Genomic DNA, 18,575 nt, shown 5'->3' with positions numbered 1-18,575 from the left:
CACACATCATGAAGGTCATCACCACCGACAACGCGGCGGCCACCCAGACTGAACACCCATGGCGGTCAGCACTGCGCACAGTCCTGCAGGTCGCACTACTCGCCTACCCGGTGTTCCTCACACTCCCCGAGATCCTCACAATCATCGACGACAGCCTCGGAGAGTACCTCCCAGACGAGGCCCGAACCAAGCTGCTCCTCGTAGCCACGGTCATCACCGCCGGCGCCGGAGCGATCGCACGCATCATGGTGATCCCCGCCATTGAGAAGGCACTACGCACCATCGGCGCCGGCGCAGCCCCCACCGAACTCACGTTCGGCAACTGGGCCGGAGCTGACTCCGACTTGGTCATCCCTATCGAAGAACCCGCCGCGGACGATGTCGACGACGGAGACGACGCTGAACCGGAAGGAACCGCTGACGACGAACACGACCTCGCCGCGCTCGCCGCCATCGAGGTCGATAACACTCCACCGCCTGAGGACTACCGTCCCCGGCACTGAACCTCAGCAATGAAAGACCCCCACCGCTCGACAACTGCCGCGGTGGGGGTCTTTCATTGTCTAGACGGTGCCGGCATTAATCACGCGCAGGCTGAGACTCTTGTGCTTAGTGGCGTAGAGCTCGAAGCGGCCCTCCCGGACAGGTAGACGATCGCCTGCCTTCTTGATTCGCATCCGGAGTGGATTGCCTTCGACCTTCACATCAATCCAGAAATCTATAGTCCCATTTTCCAGCGGGGCAAAAGTTGCCAGTGGAAGAGTCGCCGATATCTGATAGGCACCGTCATCTTGGTGAACTCGCGCAGGCACCCTCCCGTACCCAGTCCCGTTGCGTTGAGTCCAAACGAGCTTCGCCCAATCAGGCCAGGACCCGTTGCCTTTGAAATCGACACGGACCTCAACTGACTCATCCTTTAGGGCGCAAGTGACCACCTCGACCGTACCGCGCACCGTGCGAACAGGCTGCTTGGCTTCGAGTGCTTCCTTCAGCACTTCGCCCCACAGTTTCGTAATGGAGCGAGGAAGGAATGCGCGAGAACGCTTAACAGCAGCCTTCCGCATCTTCATCAGTTCCGCCGAGTCCATAAGCGCTACACGTTGAATGGTCGCAGCGAGCTGCCCGACGTCGCCATCCGGCACGAGGAACCCGTCCACGCCATGAGTAATCACATCGGAGGGGCCATACCTGATGTCGTACGAAATAGGAATACACCCGTTCGCCATGCTTTCAAGAAGCACCAGTCCCTGCCCTTCGTAGAGACTACTCAGTACACTGAACGACGCCTCACCGAATTTCTCTCGAGCAGAAGGTGCATAGCCCTTAAGCCGAACGTGATCATCAAGGTTCAATTCGGAGATCTGAGATTCCAGGGCTGGACGGAGTTCACCCTCGCCGTAAATGTCCAATGTGATGGGATCAAGGGATTCGCGGTTTGCCAGCCCCACGGCCTCTATCGCGTGATCAATACGTTTCTGGTCAGCAAGCCGTGCCAGCATGACTCCCGAGGTCCGGCGCCGAGGCTCGATCTTCTTCACCGGTTCCGATGCCGACATATTCGATAGGCTGACGAGATTGTCCGAGGCTATCCCCTCCGCCCGCAATTCCGAAGCATGCGATTCGGTAAGCGCAGTCACCAGATCGAAGGAATCCAGCTTCGAGTATTTTGGGTAGGTGCTTTTCGACAGCGTGAAACCAGGAGGTTCAGATCCCACAGTATGGCCAGTGTGCAGAGGGTGAACAACCACAGCGTGACTGCGGCGGTACTCAATCATGGGGACTGCAACGTTTGCCGAATCGACGATGAAGATCGAGGTCTCGCCCTGCGTCAGCCAATCAAGCCACGCGTGATAAACGAACCGAGTCCCAGTCCACTGCTGTGCAACTGACCCGTCTCGGCGAAAGGCAGTCACCAACCGACCCCCGAGAACACCTGGTATCCGCGCATCTCGGCGGTCTGAGATAAACCGGGACCCGTCCGCACGGAACCGGTCGACCTGCAGTATCTTTCCCTCATCGTTGGTTCGGACAGCTTCCGCTTCGTCCTCGTACGGAAGCAGATTGGGGACTTCCGATTCTGGGTCTTCGACACCGCTGCTCAGTGCTGACAAGTCGTCGTCAGGCATTGAAGCTAGGTCGTTCCAGGCATTCCGGATGTAGACATTCTCCGCGAGTCTCCCTTCGGCCTTGAGCTCGCGTGCACGGCCACTCGGGTCAGCAGCATGATTGGCCGAAGTGGTGAGGAAACCGATTGGCCGATCGTCCAGCTCCGCGAAGACACTGCTTCTGTGCAGCGCCACACTGGTGACACCGCCGAAGTTTTCCCCCACACCACCCATCATGATGTAGATGGGTACTTCCGGGAGCAGCTTCTTCCGCTTGAACATTGAGTCTCCAATCACCGTAGCCTTCTAGGCTAGTCACTGATCAGCAGAAACTAGGGGTGCCACACTCGAGCCATACGGAATCGTGGTTCACAAGTGATCGCCTTGGCGACGGTTCTTCCGCAGGCACTCCTCGATACTCGCCACCGACCGCCCCAACGCCGCGGCACGTTCCGAGACTGTGAGGTCGGTACGCCCGACAGCGAAGTCGATGTCGTCGCGAGCCCATGGCCGCCACAGGTTCGCAGCTCTAGAGTCTTTACGAGGCCCGACCTTCATATCCCATTCACGGAGCCACCTGCTCGCCGTCGACGTGTTCACCCCGATGGCGGCCGCAATGTCGCCAATGCTCTGCCCAGCCTGACGGCGCAGGGTAATCTCGTCGCGCAGGCGCGCCTTGTCTTCGGCTACCGCATAGCTACGAGCGGGCGTGGCAGTGCTGATCCCCTTCCGGAGCCGGTCGTAGCAGCTGAGGCACAGGCCTCGGGCCACGGCGGGACGATCACACCAGATTGTGACGCAGGTGCTCATGCTGGACTCATCGTCGAGTGCATGGCACTAGAGTAGCGGCAAACACGGCCCCGGCCTCACCTCACGGTGGGGCGGGGCCATTCGTCGTTCCTAGCTACCCGCGAGAGGGATTTGAGAGATGAAGGAGCCCGCGGCGCCGATGATCACAAGTCCCCACCCCAGAGCCGTCCAGAGGTCCCTTATCTGCTCCCTTAGCTGCAGTTCTTCAAGGGCCTGCTTGGAAGTCGCCACTTCACCAGTCTGCATTTTCAGCGCTTTCTCCTTAGCAGGAGTTGGAAAGGTGCTGGATGCACCAAATGCGCCCGCGCAGGCCCCGAGGAATGCAATAGCCAGACACGCCTTACCCAGGGACTCCATGTCGAGGGTGATGCCCGGAAGAGTTGAAACGCCACGTAAGGCCAACCCCGCGATTGCGCCGATAGCGGCAATGACGAGAGGTTGCCATAGTGTTTTCCACCCCGGTCCAGTCAGCATTATATTCAAAGCCCTCGGGATCATCTTCAAGGCATTCAGGAGAGTCTTCATTGAAGAATGATATCTGCGCCGTCCGGAAGTGTACGGAAGCTACCCGTGTTTCCGCAGGCACTCATCACCGCAGTATATGAGACCGAGTCGTGACCCGGTAGAGCATCAGTTGCGGGAGACTACAGATACGATTCGATGAGCGATGCCTTCTCGTTGGCGTTCGCAGTGCCATTGGAACGCAGAAAGGTGCTTCATGTCGAACAACCCCCAGGGTCATAACCAGAACTGGAACCAGCAGAACCCCCAGGGCCAGCAGAATCAGTACTACCCTCAACAACCCCAAGCGGACTCGTTCCCGAACGACCCCCATGCTGTGCGCGGAGTGCCGCCGTACCATCCGGGCGGCGTCATCCTGACACCGGAGGGATACGTCATCACGAGGGCCATCAAATACAAAACACTGGCGAAGCGTGGCTGGTCTACTGCCATGTTTGTGCTCGTAGCGCTGAGTGCGCTCGGTACTCTAATCATACTCGCGCTCGATCCTTACTACCTGGGACTGGCACTGATTTCGACGTTCATGCTAGCGGTGGGCGCAGGTGTCATCCACATGCTCGAGAGCATCGTCGCGGAGCTTCGCCGCTTAGGCTAGCTGACGCCCGTCATGTCAGGTCCAGGGTCGACAATGAGGTCATGACCGACGACTACGGCACAGCCACGTGGCGCTACTGGCAGAAGATCCTAAACGACGCCGGCGCCCGCGGTTCCTATCGTGATCGCCCGCCGCTACCGGTGCGTGCCCGTGTGGTGTTCGAGCGTGACGGTGAGGTGTGGCTCGACGGGACTGCCACGCGCCTCGGGTTCGATGGTGCGATCTTCGTTGAGTCCAAGGACCGTCGAGTCCATACGATCGGAGTGTGGTTGCTGCCAGATGATGTGTGGTGGCCGGGGAAGTGAGTGCCCAGAACCTGCCCAAATTTTGCCCACGAATCACCCAATTCCACTCCCGGTAGCCCCCGGTAGGCGCCACCCAAGAACGCCTAGAAGTCAACGGCCGCCCACCTCACCAGGACCGTTACGCGGGTTCGATTCCCGCCATCTCCACACTAAAGCCCTGGGTTCCTTGAGAATCCGGGGCTTTTTCGTGGCCTTCGATATATCACCAATGATATAATCGATGCATGCCGAAGTGGACAATCGAGGTGTCAGCAGAGGTGGAGAAGTGGTTGGGTTCTTTGAACGACAGCGACTTCCGAATCGCAGATCGACATCTGCAGAATCTCGCCGAACATGGAGTCGACCTCGGTATGCCACGTTCGAAGAATCTCGGGCAAGGACTCTATGAATTGAGATTTCAGTGCGAGCGAGTCGAACGACGTATCACCTACACTTTCGATCCTGGCCGGCAGGTGATTACCTTGACCACCTTCCGCAAACAGCGAAACAACGAGCGGAAGCAGATTTCGAGAGCACGACAGCAACTGAGGAAATGGAGGACGAAATGAAGTCTTTGGACGTGATCAGAGCTGAACGGCTCAGCAAGATGGATGAAACTGCGCGTGCTGAGTATGAGGCCGGATATGTTGATATTGACGAGGGCATTCGCATTTCGCAGATTTTCTATGACGAACGTAAGAACCTCGGATTGACTCAGGCTGAGCTGGCTCGTCGCATGCGCACCTCACAATCCGCTATCGCCCGCATTGAGAATGGAGCAGTGACCCCCTCAACCGGCATGCTGGAGAGGCTGGCCAGGGTTGCGCACAAGAGGGTGGCGTTGGTGTGACAGGTGACAAATGACAGTAGAAATGATGTTTGGTGGCTCAGTCATCGCGATGAAAATTGCCCGGTAGCTCAGACTATGAGCAGCCGGGCAATTTCGCGCCTGCAGCCAAATCCTACGAATTCACGCGGATGACTTCCTCTTGGTACGGCGCAATGACTGTACCCGAGATCCGCAGATCGAGCAGCAAGAACTTCCGCTCATCGACCGGCGTCGCCTTCCAGTCATTGACCACCTCGAGGTCAGCCAGCGAGCGAACAGCAACACCGTGCCCGCCGGCGGCAGTGGCCAGGGCCGCGAAGTCGATCTCATCGATGAGCATCGGCGACTTATCCAGTCCCTTGAGGCCGTACAGATTCACCTCTGCACCATAGGCGGCATCGTTGAAGACCACGGCCATGCCCCGTCCACCTGCCGACCGAATAGCGGTGTCGAGATCGGACAGTGCCATGGCACCGCCCCCGTCGCCAGTGGTGAGAACGATCGTTGAATCCTGATTGGCACGTGCAGCTCCTGCAACGCTGTGCCAGCCGAGTCCGATCGATTGGAACGCAGTGCCGACCATCGCCAGACGGTCGGGTGCGCTGGGCTCCCAGAACATATTCGCCCACGCGATGAAGTGACCGCCGTCGGAGACCACAACGCGGTCTGCTGGCATCAGTTCACCGAGTCGGGCAGCGGCAGCACGTGGGTCCAGGCGACCATCCTCGGCGAATTCCGTACCCATTTCGTAGGACCGATCGGCAGCCGTATCCACAGTCTCGCGCCACCCGCTCGCACCCGCGCCAGAGGCTTCCAGACGCGAAACCAGCTCTTCAGCAGCAAGCTTCACATCGCTGCGGATGAAACCGCCGACCCGGGCATTCGTTGCCCGATCATCGGTGTCGATCTGCCAGACGGACGTCGATGAATGGAACAGCTCACCGAAGCGCATGGTGAATTGATTGAGCGAAGCCCCGAAGACGACGGCGACGTCCGCCTCACGTATTCGCTCCATGGCTTCAGGGGCGCCGAATCCTCCCGCCACGCCGAGGTCGTGATCGGCATCTGGGAAGATGTTGCGGCCCAGCGCGGTGGTTGCCGTCAGTGCTCCGGTAGCCTCTGCCAGGGCGCCCAGCTCGGCCTCTGCGCTTGCCAGCCACGCACCTCGACCGGCCAGCAGGATCGGTCGTTCCGCCCCGGCGAGGGCAGTCGCCAGACGATCGAGCGAGGACTGTGAGAAGTCGGATGCCGGAGCCGGGGGACTGGGGCGTCCGGGTCCAGGAACTGAGGGAATCTCACCGATGTCGAGGGTTGCGACATCGTAGGGGATTGCCAGGACAACGGGCACTCGGTACGTCAGTGCGTGCTCGATGGCGGTGACCGTCGCCGCTGCTGCATCGACGCGACCCACGGTATAGGTGCGCACACCCAGCGCGGAGGCCATCGCGATCTGGTCGACGTCCCAGGGGCGCGGACCCGACGTCGGTTCGTCACCGACGACGAGGACGAGTGGAACCTTGGCCTGCGCAGCTTCGGCCAGCGCGGTGAGTGTGTTCGTGAACCCGGCGCCGTAGGTTGTGGTGGCCGCGGCGATCCTGCCGGAGGTGCGGAAGTGTGCGTCGGCTGCGACGACAGCGCCAGCTTCGTGCCGGACCGCAGTGTAGGTCGCCGAGGTGGAGGTGAGCAGAGCGTCGAGGAAGTAGGCATTTCCGTTGCCCATGAGACCGAAGACTTCATCGATATGGTGGGCCAGAGTGTGTGCGACGTGCGCCGATGTGTGAGCCATGAGGGACCTTTCGCGGATGACAGATATGGAAAGAGCGATCCATATATGTCTCACACGCGGGTTCCGCGGCTTCGCACTCCTTTTTCGAGCGCAGGCCCTTCGGCAGCAACCGGATTCGACGTTGGTACCAGCCTGACACTACGAATATAGGTGACATCAGGTGAGTCTTCCAAGTTCAGGCGGCAGCGGTCACGACACCACCCCGGTCTTCGCCCCGCACTGTGGCCTAAGCATCGAACCTCGCAGCAACCACATCGAAAAACGGCGGTTGTACCAATGAACGGGGGTTCACGCCCGATCATCAACACAACCGCCGTATCTCGACGACCTTCCTCGACCTGCCTGAGGCCGAGCTACCGGTTCAGGCGCTCCTTCCAGGCCGCCATGACCTCCGGCGGTGTCGGTTTTGAGACCAGGGAGCCGATGACGTAGCCGAGCAGCGACGCGATGAGACCCAGATAGATGGCTTCGCTGGAGTAGATGCCCATCGTGATCATGATGACAATCGTGGTGAGCGATCCCAGGACCATGCCGGCCATGACGCCGACGATCGTGCCGCGCTTGAAGATCAGGCCGCCGAGGATGGGAATGAACAGTCCGGCAACGAGCAGGTTGTAGGCGACTGTCAGCGCCTCGACGACGCTGGGCATGATCATGGCGAGGATCAGGGTGACGACGCCGAGGCCGATGAGGTAGATGCGTGAATCGCGAACCTCATCGCCGGTCTCCCGAACCAGGGACTTCACCAGAGTCGACTTCGTGCTGCCCGAGCCGTAGGTCGGCACGCTGCCGGTCTTAGTCGCGCCCGTGCCACCCGCCGCAGCGCTATCGACCTCGACCGTGCCCTCCGTCACCGGCACGATGTCCTTGCGCGCCAGCAGGGGCTCGACGATGTCCTGACGGCACACTGTTGCTGCGGCCATGAGCGAGCCCGAGGCTGTGGACATCATCGCAGCCAGGGCCGCGGCGAGGACGAGTCCGCCTATCAGTGGCGACATCGCGGCATCGACGACGGCGACGAACACATCGTCTTGGACCTCGATGCCTGGCACGATCTTGGTCGCGGCCATGCCGATGAGAGCTCCTGCCACGGCGTAGAGCAGGCAGTAGATGCCCGCGGTGAGTCCGCCCCACCTGGCCACACTCGGGCTGCGAGCGGTGAACACTCGCTGCCAGATGTCCTGGCCGATGAGCAGCCCCAGAGTGTAGATGAGGATGTAGCCCAGTATCGCCTGCCAGCCGATGCCCACTGGACTGGTCTGCTCGGCAGGCAGCGATGCGAACAGTTCGGTGATGCCACCGGACTTCGACAGCACGATCGGCAACATGATGAGGAAGATGCCGATGGTCTGGATGAAGAACTGCACGAAGTCGGTCAGCGTGATCGACCACATTCCGCCCAGCATCGAATAGAGGATGACGATTCCGCCGCCGATGAGCACCGACCAGGCCTTATTGAGGTCGAACAGGGCATGGAAGATCGTCGCATAGGCGACCGTCGACGTCGTCGAGATCATCAGCCCGTAGGCAGTCATGATCGCGCCCGACACAAAGCGGGAGCCCTTCCCGTACCGCAGCTCCAGCATCTGCGAGACCGTGTAGATCTCCAGTTTCTGGATTCTCGGGGCGAAGAAGAGTGAGAGCAAGATGATGCCCAGACCGATGCTGAAGACGAGCCACATCCCGGACAGACCCGAGGTGTAGCCGAGACCGACACCACCGATCGTCGAGGCCCCGCCGAGGACGACAGCGGACATCGTGCCCGTGTACAGCCAGCCACCCAGGCGCCGGCCTGCGACGAGAAAATCGTCCTGATTCTTCGCCTTGTACCGGCCCCAGATTCCGAATCCCACCATGGCGGCGAGATAGATGATGACGACTAGAGAGTCCACGTCGACCCTTTCCTTGATTACTGTGTGAGCAAGCGGCTAAGTGGGTGCCTCAGCACCCGATGGTGATGTGAATGGTGGTGGGAACGTCCAGGTCGAGTGCCTCGGCGACGGCACCCGGAAGCAGTTCGTCGATATCCGACTCAGCAATCGTGACCCCCGCCCCGCCCATGGACTGGCCCAGGGCTGCGAAGTCGGGACGAGCGAGTTTGACCGCGAACGGTTCCATGCTCCGGTCGACCATCTGAGCTTCGATCTCGGCGTACCCGCCGTTGTCGACGATGACGAAGGGAATCCCCAACCCCAGTTCGCTGGCCGTCATCAGCTCCTGGATGGAGAACATGGCTGCCCCGTCTCCGAGGATGCAGGCGACGGGGCGAGCATTGTCGGCCAGTTTCGCCCCGATGGCTGCAGGAATCCCGTAGCCCAAGGTCGCAAAGCCGGGCATGTAGAGCAGCTGATCGGGCGTGCTGGCCGTGAGTGCATGCACCGATCCGTCGTAGGTGACCTGGGACGAGTCCCCGGCGACCACCACGGATGGCCCCGCGCCTTGTTCGACGAGGCGAGTGACACGAGCGCCGATGGACTCGAAGTCGAAGTCCGAACCCCAGGATTCTCGGATCCCTGTGACCCTGTCAGCTCCGCTTCGCTCTGTCTTCCGTCTCCGCGCCGAGGTGGCACTGCCAGTGGAATCGTTCGATCCCGTCGAAACGGTCCTGGGTGCGTCCTGGTTCAGCTCGGACATCAGCGCGGTGAGGAATTCCCCCGCATCGGCGCAGGCGAGGACGTCCCCGCCGAGGTTCTTGCCCAATTGGTCGGGGTCGATATCGCAGCGGATGACGACCTGTTTGGAGGCTTCGTCGCGGATGCCGGCCGAAGTCTGGGCTCCGATGAGCCCTCCCCAGAGGTCGGAGTCGGCGAGTTCGGAGCCGAGGACGATGAGCACATCGGCCGCCGCGGACTCGGCCTGGACGCTGGGGAAGCGAACGTTGGAGCCCAACGACAGGGGATGGTCCTCGGAGATGATGCCCTTGCCGTTGGCGGTTGTGGCCACAGGTGCATCGAGGAGCTCCGCGAAGGCCCTGACCTCGGTACTCGCTCTGCGAGCCCCGCCACCGGCGACGATGAACGGACGAGTTGCACCGCCCACCGACTCGGCGGCACGGGAGACGACTCGCGGATCCAGACCCGGACGACGGCCGGGGATCTGTCTCGGCACACTGCCGTTCCAGGCACCCTCGAGCACGTCAAGGGGAACCTCGATGTGAACGGGGCCAGGGCGGGACGAGGAGAACATGGCGAACGCCTCGGCGACGGCCTGTGCAGCGCCCTCGGCTGTGCGGGTGCGCTGGGAGGAGACGAGCAGGTGGGCCAGAGCGCCAGAGGAGTCCTTCGTCTCATGCAGCATTCCGAGGTCGGCGCGCTCAAGCCCGGTGGGAACACCGGGGGAGAGGATGAGCATCGGGCGTGACTCCGCATAGGCGGTCGCCGCGGCCGTGATGACATTCGTCAGACCTGGACCCGAGGTGGTGATGATGACCCCGGGTTTGCCGGAGACGAGGAAATACCCGTCGGCACCGTAGCCGGCACCCTGCTCGTGGCGCGGTGTGATGGCACGGATGCCGAATTCGCTCAGATGTCGGTAGAACTCGAGGTTGTGCGTGCCGGGGATCCCGAAGATCGTGTCGACGCCGTGCGCAGCCAGGGTCGCGATGACGGCCCGACCGCCGTTGCGGAACTCTTCGCCAGCGCCGGTGTTGTTGTCGTCTGCCATGGTCAGGCTCCCAACGCTTCGCCGCTGGGACCCGAAGGACCGGTGAGACCGTTGCGCTCGGCGGCCCACAGGGAGAGCATTTCGTAACCGACGTGGGCGGCGGCGAGTCCGGTGATCTCGGCGTGGTCGTAGGCGGGTGCCACTTCGACGATCTCGGCTCCGACGACGTTGAGTCCCTGCAGTCCGCGAATTGAGTTGAGCAGTTCGCGGCTCGTCATGCCGCCGGCCTCGGGGGTGCCGGTGCCGGGCGCAGCAGCAGGGTCGAGGACGTCGATGTCGACGGACAGGTAGACGGGTGCATCGCCGAGTCGTTTGCGCATACGGGCCACGACCTCTTGGACAGATGTGAACTGGTAGTCGTCGCTGCGGATGATCTGGAATCCGAGCACAGCATCGTCTTCCAGGTCCTTTTCACCGTAGAGCGGACCGCGGATGCCGACATGCATGCAGGACTCGAGGTCGAGCAGACCTTCCTCGCTGGCGCGGCGGAACGGGGTGCCGTGCGTGTACGGAGCGCCGAAGTAGGTGTCCCAAGTGTCGAGGTGGGCGTCGAAGTGCAGGACCGCGATCTTGCCGTGCGTCTTGTGCAGGGAGCGCAGGTTCGGCAGGGCCAGTGTGTGGTCGCCGCCGAGCGTGAGCAGCTTCGCCCCATCGGCGCGCATCTCATCGGCGGTCCGTTCGACTTCGGTGATGGCCTCTTCGATATCGAAGGGGTTGACGCCCAGGTCACCGCAGTCGGCGACCTGCTGCCAGGTGAACGCGTGAACGTTCGTCGCCTGGTTGTAGGGGCGCAGCAGCTTGGAGGACTGGCGAATATGGGCGGGGCCGAAACGTGCGCCCGGGCGGTAGCTGACACCGGCGTCGAAGGGGACGCCGAGGATCTTCACATCGATCTTCTCGCCCGGCCGCTGCGCTTCGACCTCGTCGATGCGTGGGAGCAGACCGAAGGTCGGCGGTCCCGCGAAACGTGGTGTTTGGCTGTAGTCGGCTGGCCCCAGGGGTTGAGACGGCATTGACTCTCCTTCGACATCGTGATTGCTCTCGGTGGTGCGTGATTGCCATCAGTTTAGGACGTGGCTCACACCACGCCGATATCCACGATGGATGATTTGGTGAAGCGAATATCCAGTACGGATAGTATGGTCTTTATGGTCACTTTGGGTCAGCTCTGGGCACGTCAGGAGCTCGCTCTCGACGTCGTCGTCGATTCGCCGAACGCCAGAGCCGAAGATGTCACGATCGTGCACTCCTCGGAGCTGCCCGCAGTCGACGAATGGCTGGCCGGGGGAGAGGTCCTGCTGACGATCGGTGTCGGCCAGGACCTCGGTGGCGAAGATGTGGGCGATTTCGTTGATCGTCTCAAGCGTGTGGGCGTCCATGCACTTGGCATCGGCCTCGGTTCCGCTCTGCCGTGGCAGGCGATCCCACCGACGCTGATCGAGCACGCGCAGGCTCAGGGTCTTGCGCTGTTCGGGGTCCCAGAACCTGTTCCGTTTGTGGCCGTCGTCGATGCCTTCACCAGAATGCGTGAGGATGAGACGACCCGAGAGCTCACCCGGGCCAGCAGTGCGGGCCGGCGGTTCGCCACCGACCTCGCGCACCAGGGCCCCGCTGCGCTGGTCGATGATCTGGCCGGCACTCTGGGTACGGACGTTCGGTTCGTCTCGCCTACAGGCAGGGGACTGACCGGTACTGATGCCGAGGACCTGGTGCGTCATGAGCTGATTGCCGAAGCTCTCAAGCCCTCCATGGCGCCACGTCTTCTGCGCACTGAGGCAGGAATCGTCGAGGCCGTTCCGGTCGGAGACGAACAGGTTCGGGGCTGGATCCTCGCCTCCGCCGAGGTGAGCGGCAATCCGCGCACCCGCGCCCTGCTGCTCTCCACTGCAGCGGCACTGCTGAGTCTGAGCATCACAGAGGTGGGGCCCAGGCGATCGGAATCACAGCTTTTCACCACGCCTCTGACAGCCGCGCAGGCCCGTGCCAAGTGGGTGGCGCAGACCGGCCTGGCTCCGGTCTCGCGAGTGAAGTTCACGGTCTTCGGCACCGTGCGCGGTGAGATCCCAGAGACGCTGATGGGGGACCTGGGTGCCGAAACGCTCCTGGTCCGTGCCGGTTCGATGCTCGGCGTCATCGAAACCGGCACTGAGTCTGCGGACCCCTGCCGTCTCGATGCCGCCGAAGGGGCAGCAGTTCATGCGAGTGCGGTTGACCGGGTTGCAGAAGTCACCGGACTCGACAGGCTGTTTGCGAAGATGATCCCACTGACCCAGGTCCACCACACCTGGACCGTGTGGCGAACGCAGCACGAGAGTGCGACCTCGGATGTGCGGGCACTGCTGTCGTCGATCGATGAGTCAGCGGCGCAGAGATTCGTCGACCGAGTTCTGGGCACGCTCCTTGCTTCGCGTGACGAGCAGGATCTGCTGCTGACGCTGCGATCCTTCATCGCTGCAGGGGGAGTGCGGGATGCGATTGCGGCTGAGCTCGGCATTCACCGGCACACAGTGCGGGCACGAATGGTGAAGATCGAGACGTTGTTGGGTCGCGACCTCACACGGGCGGAATCGGTCCAAGCAGTGGCTTTGGCCCTTGAGCTTGCAGAGCTCTGAGCGGCACTCCAGCTCAGTTGGCTCAGCCAGCTCAACCGGCTCAGGCGGTCCAGCTAGCCCAATGTGTTCAGCCGAAATGCTCGGAGTAGAAGGCGGCGGCGACCGCAAGAACCCGGTCGAGGCCCTCTTGTGCTCCGATGCTGATACGCACCCCATCGCCGAGGTTGCGCACCGCAACAGCCTGCTCGACGCAGGCATCTTCAAAGGCTGAGGACAGCGGGCCAAGCGGCAGCCACACGAAATTTCCCTGCGCCTCGGGGACATCCCAGCCTTGGTCGCGCAGCGCGTGGGCGAAGTCGTCGCGAACGGCCGCGATCTCCTTCGCCCGGACGTCGACCTCATTGCTGTGGCGCAGCGATTCCAGTGCAGCCGCCTGGCTCATATCGGTGACTCCGAAGGGGATGACAGCCTTCAGCAGCCCCTGGATCACAGCTGTGTGAGCGAGTGCATATCCGACTCGCAAGCCTGCCAGGGCGTGAGCCTTGGAGAAGGTCCTGACCAGGACGACATTGGGATGATCGGCCACAAGGTCGACGCCATTGACGACTCCATCGGCGGTGGCGAACTCCCAATAGGCCTCGTCGAGGGCGACGAGCACATGGTCCGGCACCTGTGTGAGGAACTGGCGGACCTCATCATCGCGCAGAGCCGGTCCCGTCGGATTGTTCGGGGAGCAGAGAATGATGAGACTGGTCCGATCGGTGATCGCCGCTGCCATGCCGTCCAGGTCGTGTCGACCGTCGTCGCGCACCGGCACCTCGACCCGTTTCGATCCGGCCAACCCAGTGGTCTGGGGATACATTTCGAACGACGGCCAGGGATAGATCGCTTCCGTGGTGGCGTCAGAGGTGATCTGGGTCAGTGCCACGAGCAGTTCGCTGGCACCGGTGGTCACGACGAGTTCATCGATGCTCGCACCGAGGCGGCCGGCCAGTTCCGTGCGCAGAGCCAGTGCTCCATCATCGGGGTACAAGGCGGGGTTCTTCGCGTGAGCGAGCATGGCATCGGTGACCGCTGGCAGCGGCTCGAGGTAGTTCTCGTTCGAGGACAGTTTGAACGGGGCGAGGCCGTCGATTCGCTTGGGCGCCTTCCCCGGAACATACGGCGGGAATGTCTCCAGCGAGGCGCGCAGCCGCGGGGTCGAAGTGCTGCCAGCTGAGGTGTCCGGAGAGTTCATGGACTCATGATTTCACAGTTGTCTCACCACGGCTTGTCCGGGGTGGAACGGCCTCCGTTGCCGCCGGGACCCTGCTGGCGCTGCTGACGCTCCGAGTCCTCGCCCCGCTCCTTCAGCTTGTCGCGCTTCTTCTCCTCCTCAGACTTCCCTTCTGAGTCATCTGACTTCTCATCGCCTTCGCCCGAGTCCTGCCCCTTGTCCTTCTTCTTCGAATCGCCTCCGGAGTCGCCGTTCTGCGCATCGTCGCCCTCGGAGCTGTCGGAGCCTTCCTGCTTCGACTTCTCTCCCGCCTTCTTGTCCTCGACGCGCTTCGTCGCTTCGTCGCTCTTGTTCTTCTCTTCGCTCTTCTTGGGCTGGCACTCCTCGGGGGCGTCCTCCAAGGTCTGCAGAGATTGGTCGTAGAGCTCGTCGGACTGATCAGGGTCCTGGTCCGCGACTTCGTCGGCGAGCTTCTCATACACGTATGACAGGTTGATCCGCACGGCACACTCATCACGAACGGGGGTGATCTCGAGGGCGGATTCGAGGTCGGCCTGAGCCGGTTCGAAGTCGCCGACGGCCGCCTCTGCGGTGCCGCGATTGTAGTAGCCGATATGGCGTTGGATCGGGCTGAGTGTGAGGAAAGCGGTCGAGGCCTTCTTTGCTCCCGGGAAATCGTTCGACGCATAGCGCACCTGCGAAGCCGCACCGAAGTAGAGAGTCACTGCCACATAGCCGAAGACGAGCAGGAGGGCGGATCCGATGATGAGGTTGATGTGAGAAAGGCGGCGCATCCTCGACCAACTGCGCGTGATCCGATTCATGTCCGACCTCCTTGCGGCTTGGGCACAATGGTGCGCAGTCGCAGCAGCTCGCGGACGCCGAACACCATTTCAACTGCGATCCATGCGAACACGAGGATCAGTGGGACCCAGAAGTACTCGTCGACGGTGACCCGCCCATCCTTCTTGACCAGCGTCTGATCGTACTTCGGTGCTGTGTATACGCTCGACATCGAGGCTGCGCCGTCACGGTGATGGTATTTCACGCCGAGGTCGGTCGCGAGCTGTTTGAGGTTCGTCTCGTCGATCGTTGAGATCCCAGGATTGCCCTGTCCGTCGAGGATGTACTCCTCCTTCGTTCCTCCGGACCCGTCACCATCCCCGGTTCCATCAGCTCCACCAGGTTCGTCGGGATCGTTGGGATCGCCGAGGCCGGGGCCAGCGCCTGGACCCGCCCCGTAGCCGAAAGGCTGGGGCTCCTTCATCTTCCCGCCCTGAGAAGTTCCGTATCCGAACACCGCGCCGCTGTCGATGCGGGAGGCGAAAGGCGACCACGAGTCGATAGAGGACTGGGCGGTCTGCTCACCGTCTCCGAAGTAGAAGACGAGGTTCTTGTTCTCTGGACGATCCTCCTGATTGGACTTCATACGCTTGTCCAGCTCAGCGCCCGCCTCGGTGATGGTGGAGCCATTCGAGTTCAGCGACATCTCCGGACTGAGGACATCGACGGCGGAAGCGAAGGCCGCGTGGTCGGTCGTCAAAGGCATGACCGTCGATGCGGTCGAGGCGAAGGAGATGATGCTCAGCCTGGTGCCGGGGAACTGCTCTGCCAACTCCAACATGTCCTTCTTCACCCCTTCCAGGCGGGTCTTGGCGCCGTCATAGTCCTCGGCGGCCATCGAGGTCGTCGTATCGACGAGGAAGTACACATCTGCCGCTGCCTCGTATTCCTCGGTCGAGGATTTGATGGGAATACCCGGTCGAGCCAGGGCGAGTGCGAGCACGGCGACGATGCCCATGCGTGCGAACCATTTCCAGCGGGGCCCATCCCCGCGCACAGCTGGAATGGTGCACACGGTCAGCAGGGCGAGGACGAGGAAACCCCATCCGAACCACGTGAAGACGGGATCAAAGATCATGATTTCGTCCTCCACGCCAAAACGAAGACACCGGCAAGGCCGACGACCGCGATCCCGAGGGGAACGGCGGGCATGTCATGGACGATGGTGTAGGAGCGGCCCGGAGTATTCTCGGCCTCCTGGCTCTGGATCTCTGCGACGATGCGATCGATCGTCGACGCCGAACCCATGTCGAACTGTTTGCCTCCGGTGCGATCGGAGACCGATTTCAGCTCCTTGGTCTGCGTATTCGTGAGTACAGATGGGGGAGACAGGCTGTAGACCCTGACTTTGGAGTCCACTGCGATGTCGGTGGCTTCATCGAGGTCGAACAGCGGTTCACCGGCGAGCATGTTGTCGGTGGCGAAGATGATCGAACGAGAGCGATCCTCGTCCTGACGGTCGAAGTTGTCCACGCAGGAGACGAGTCCGTCTCCGATGAGGGAAGAACCGCCGATGTTGGGTGGCGAGGTCGACCATGAGTAGTCGGTGCCTTCAGAACCCCATGTGCGAAACCCCTCCTCGGCTTCCTCGAGATAGTTCTGGACCATGTCGTAGTCATCGGTGAGCGGGAACGCGGAGACAGCAGTCGAGTTGAATACGGTCATTCCGATGCGTTCACCATCGAACCGGTCGACGAGCTCCTGGTAGGCCTCAAGGAGGTCGGCGTCATAGCCGAGCATCGAACCGGACACGTCCAGACAGAGCATGACGTCACGCAGCTTCTTCTCCGGATTGACGGTCTCGACCCATGCGGGCCGGGAGATCCCGGCGAGGGTGGAGAGACCGGTGAGGGCGATGACCGCGAGGAAGGCGACCGTTGTGATCAGACGGGTCCGCATGGCTCTGCGGAAACTGGGCAGGCTCGTCATACGACCGCTGTGAGCCACGGCCAGTGACGACCCGGTGGCCTTGGGCCTGCGGAAGAAGAAGACTGCGGCCGCGGCAAGAGCAAGGAGGATGAGCGCCAGCCACCAGAGCATCAGGACCATCGAGTCACCAGCTTTCTGGCGCCGGCGATCTGGGATCCCAGATCATTGGCATCGTCCTGCGCAAACTCTGCCTCGTAGAGGCCTGACAGAGACTCGGCAAGGTCGTCGAGACCGGCCACAGCCGCATCCCGGTAGGTGAGGTGTTCGGCCTTGACGCCCCATGCATCACGAGCGAACTCACGCACGATCTTCGCCAGCTCTCGAGCCGAATCCCGGACATCGGCTTCGCCCGCACCCAGTTTCGACTCGACCGCGGCGATTCGAGACATGTAGGTGCTGCGGACAGGGATGGGAATCCGTGGTCTGGACTTCATCCCTGATCCGGCCGCCGCGCGCAGCAGCGGAGCGAACAGGTTGAGGACGGCAGCCAGCAGAACCACAGCGGCGGCGGCATACCACCAGACCGAGATCTGCAGGGGCCCGACGAGTTCAGCGGGGCCCACGGCGGTGCCTCAGCAGCAGAGTGTGAAGAGTGCCCAGGGCCTGGTCTGGGTGTGCGATTTCCGTGTGTGCGATTCCCAGCTTCGAGAGCAGATCGATCCGGTGCTGCCTGCGGCTTGTTTCGGCGGCGAGGAATTCGCTGCGCACGTGTGGGTTGGCCATCACGGATGTGGGCAGACCGACATCAGGTCGGGAAACGTCGAACGGCGCCGAGGCGTCCGGCAGCTGTGCAAGGTCCGCGTCGGTGATCGTGATCCATAGGACCTCGTGCTGTGCACGCAGACGTTTGATTGTGGCTTCCTCCTTCGACCCGAGCGGCGCCTGGTCGGAGATGACGACCACGAGCATCCGATGGTTGATGTGAGAGGCGATCCACTGCAGCTGCTCATCGATCGAACCGTCACCGTCGGTGCCCGCCTCGGCGAGGATCTGCTGCAGAAGGTTCTCCAAATGGGCTTCGCTGCCTTTGCGCGGGGACGCGGTGGTGCGCTGCGCGCTGCCGTGGATGAGCATCACGTCATCACCATGGCGCACGGCGAGGTATCCGGTCATGCCGGCCATGAGGATGGCGAGTTGGCGCTTGTCGACCCCGGCCGAGGTGACGGCGTCGAAGTTCCGGGACGAGTCGACGACGAGCGCGAGAATGTGCCTGCGGTGGGCGACATAGCGTTTGACCAGTGGGTTCGAATGTCGGGCCGTGGCTTTCCAATCGATGTCGCGGATCTCGTCGCCGGGTATGTAGTCGCGCAGGTCGTCGAAGTCGAGGCTGTGTCCGTGGAAGACAGATGAGTAGTCCCCGTCGAGGATCCGGCGGGTCCTACGGTGCGCGTGGATGGTCATCCGCGCCTTGATCCGATTGAGCAGAGCAGTCATCGATGCA

General features: G+C 62.0%; 19 protein-coding genes. 6 read left to right on the top strand and 13 right to left on the bottom strand.

All coding sequences use genetic code 11. The annotated features are described in order from the left end of the window. Positions 1-8: 8 nt before the first annotated feature. Complete coding sequence (locus AAFP32_RS12025; RefSeq protein WP_350269307.1) at positions 9-503, top strand: hypothetical protein; 495 nt, start codon at positions 9-11, stop codon at positions 501-503. A 60-nt stretch (positions 504-563) separates the two neighbouring features. On the opposite strand, the gene AAFP32_RS12020 is transcribed toward AAFP32_RS12025, so the two are convergent. The 3 genes from AAFP32_RS12020 to AAFP32_RS12010 form a co-directional block, all read right to left on the bottom strand. Beyond that, positions 564-2,387: a glycosyltransferase gene (locus AAFP32_RS12020; protein ID WP_350269306.1), complete on the bottom strand. Its 1,824-nt coding sequence runs from the start codon at positions 2,385-2,387 to the stop codon at positions 564-566. 87 nt (positions 2,388-2,474) lie between these two features. Next, complete coding sequence (locus tag AAFP32_RS12015) at positions 2,475-2,915, bottom strand: helix-turn-helix domain-containing protein (protein ID WP_350269305.1); 441 nt, start codon at positions 2,913-2,915, stop codon at positions 2,475-2,477. 90 nt (positions 2,916-3,005) lie between these two features. Continuing rightward, complete coding sequence (locus AAFP32_RS12010) at positions 3,006-3,440, bottom strand: hypothetical protein (protein WP_350269304.1); 435 nt, start codon at positions 3,438-3,440, stop codon at positions 3,006-3,008. 193 nt (positions 3,441-3,633) lie between these two features. Here AAFP32_RS12010 and AAFP32_RS12005 point away from each other — a divergent pair, with 193 nt between their 5' ends. From AAFP32_RS12005 to AAFP32_RS11990, 4 genes are all read left to right on the top strand, one after another. Continuing rightward, entirely contained in the window at positions 3,634-4,032 is a 399-nt protein-coding gene (locus tag AAFP32_RS12005; protein WP_350269303.1) for a hypothetical protein, read from the top strand. Between the two features lie 41 nt (positions 4,033-4,073). Further along, on the top strand, positions 4,074-4,337 hold the full coding sequence (locus AAFP32_RS12000; protein ID WP_350269302.1) for a hypothetical protein: 264 nt from the start codon (positions 4,074-4,076) through the stop codon (positions 4,335-4,337). Positions 4,338-4,561: 224 nt separating this feature from the next. Further along, positions 4,562-4,885: a type II toxin-antitoxin system RelE/ParE family toxin gene (locus AAFP32_RS11995; protein ID WP_350269301.1), complete on the top strand. Its 324-nt coding sequence runs from the start codon at positions 4,562-4,564 to the stop codon at positions 4,883-4,885. Further along, entirely contained in the window at positions 4,882-5,166 is a 285-nt protein-coding gene (locus AAFP32_RS11990) for a helix-turn-helix domain-containing protein (RefSeq protein WP_180957268.1), read from the top strand. Before AAFP32_RS11995 ends, AAFP32_RS11990 begins: the two co-directional genes overlap by 4 nt. 112 nt (positions 5,167-5,278) lie before the next feature. Here AAFP32_RS11990 and AAFP32_RS11985 read toward each other — a convergent pair whose 3' ends face one another. From AAFP32_RS11985 to speB, 4 genes are all read right to left on the bottom strand, one after another. After that, positions 5,279-6,931, bottom strand: a complete 1,653-nt coding sequence (locus AAFP32_RS11985; protein ID WP_350269300.1) for a thiamine pyrophosphate-binding protein — start codon at positions 6,929-6,931, stop codon at positions 5,279-5,281. Between the two features lie 353 nt (positions 6,932-7,284). Then, positions 7,285-8,823 (bottom strand): sodium:solute symporter, encoded by a 1,539-nt coding sequence (locus AAFP32_RS11980; RefSeq protein WP_350269299.1) that lies wholly within the window; start codon positions 8,821-8,823, stop codon positions 7,285-7,287. A gap of 49 nt (positions 8,824-8,872) precedes the next feature. After that, a complete protein-coding gene (locus tag AAFP32_RS11975; RefSeq protein ID WP_350269298.1) occupies positions 8,873-10,594 on the bottom strand; it encodes a thiamine pyrophosphate-binding protein in 1,722 nt (573 codons plus the stop codon). A 2-nt stretch (positions 10,595-10,596) separates the two neighbouring features. Beyond that, positions 10,597-11,607, bottom strand: a complete 1,011-nt coding sequence (speB, locus tag AAFP32_RS11970) for an agmatinase (protein ID WP_350269297.1) — start codon at positions 11,605-11,607, stop codon at positions 10,597-10,599. 135 nt (positions 11,608-11,742) lie between these two features. On the opposite strand from speB, the gene AAFP32_RS11965 reads away from it, so the two are divergent. Next, entirely contained in the window at positions 11,743-13,206 is a 1,464-nt protein-coding gene (locus tag AAFP32_RS11965) for a PucR family transcriptional regulator (protein WP_350269296.1), read from the top strand. A 67-nt stretch (positions 13,207-13,273) separates the two neighbouring features. Here AAFP32_RS11965 and AAFP32_RS11960 read toward each other — a convergent pair whose 3' ends face one another. The 6 genes from AAFP32_RS11960 to AAFP32_RS11935 are packed head-to-tail and all read right to left on the bottom strand — an operon-like array spanning position 13,274 to position 18,568. Beyond that, on the bottom strand, positions 13,274-14,383 hold the full coding sequence (locus tag AAFP32_RS11960) for a histidinol-phosphate transaminase (protein ID WP_350269295.1): 1,110 nt from the start codon (positions 14,381-14,383) through the stop codon (positions 13,274-13,276). Positions 14,384-14,406: 23 nt separating this feature from the next. Next, positions 14,407-15,186: a hypothetical protein gene (locus tag AAFP32_RS11955; protein WP_350269294.1), complete on the bottom strand. Its 780-nt coding sequence runs from the start codon at positions 15,184-15,186 to the stop codon at positions 14,407-14,409. Continuing rightward, positions 15,183-16,283, bottom strand: a complete 1,101-nt coding sequence (locus AAFP32_RS11950) for a vWA domain-containing protein (protein ID WP_350269293.1) — start codon at positions 16,281-16,283, stop codon at positions 15,183-15,185. The genes AAFP32_RS11955 and AAFP32_RS11950 overlap by 4 nt, the downstream gene beginning before the upstream one ends. Then, entirely contained in the window at positions 16,280-17,254 is a 975-nt protein-coding gene (locus tag AAFP32_RS11945; RefSeq protein ID WP_350269292.1) for a vWA domain-containing protein, read from the bottom strand. Before AAFP32_RS11945 ends, AAFP32_RS11950 begins: the two co-directional genes overlap by 4 nt. Beyond that, a complete protein-coding gene (locus tag AAFP32_RS11940; RefSeq protein WP_350269291.1) occupies positions 17,245-17,697 on the bottom strand; it encodes a hypothetical protein in 453 nt (150 codons plus the stop codon). The genes AAFP32_RS11945 and AAFP32_RS11940 overlap by 10 nt, the downstream gene beginning before the upstream one ends. Next, positions 17,684-18,568 carry a DUF58 domain-containing protein gene (locus AAFP32_RS11935; RefSeq protein WP_101641753.1) on the bottom strand — a complete coding sequence of 295 codons (885 nt, stop codon included), beginning with the start codon at positions 18,566-18,568 and terminating at the stop codon, positions 17,684-17,686. The genes AAFP32_RS11940 and AAFP32_RS11935 overlap by 14 nt, the downstream gene beginning before the upstream one ends. Positions 18,569-18,575 lie beyond the last annotated feature (7 nt).

Source organism: Brevibacterium sp. CBA3109, from assembly GCF_040256645.1.
GTDB lineage: Bacteria > Actinomycetota > Actinomycetes > Actinomycetales > Brevibacteriaceae > Brevibacterium > Brevibacterium koreense.
Note: the sequence above shows the minus strand (reverse complement) of the source record. Positions and strands in the feature narration are given on the sequence as shown.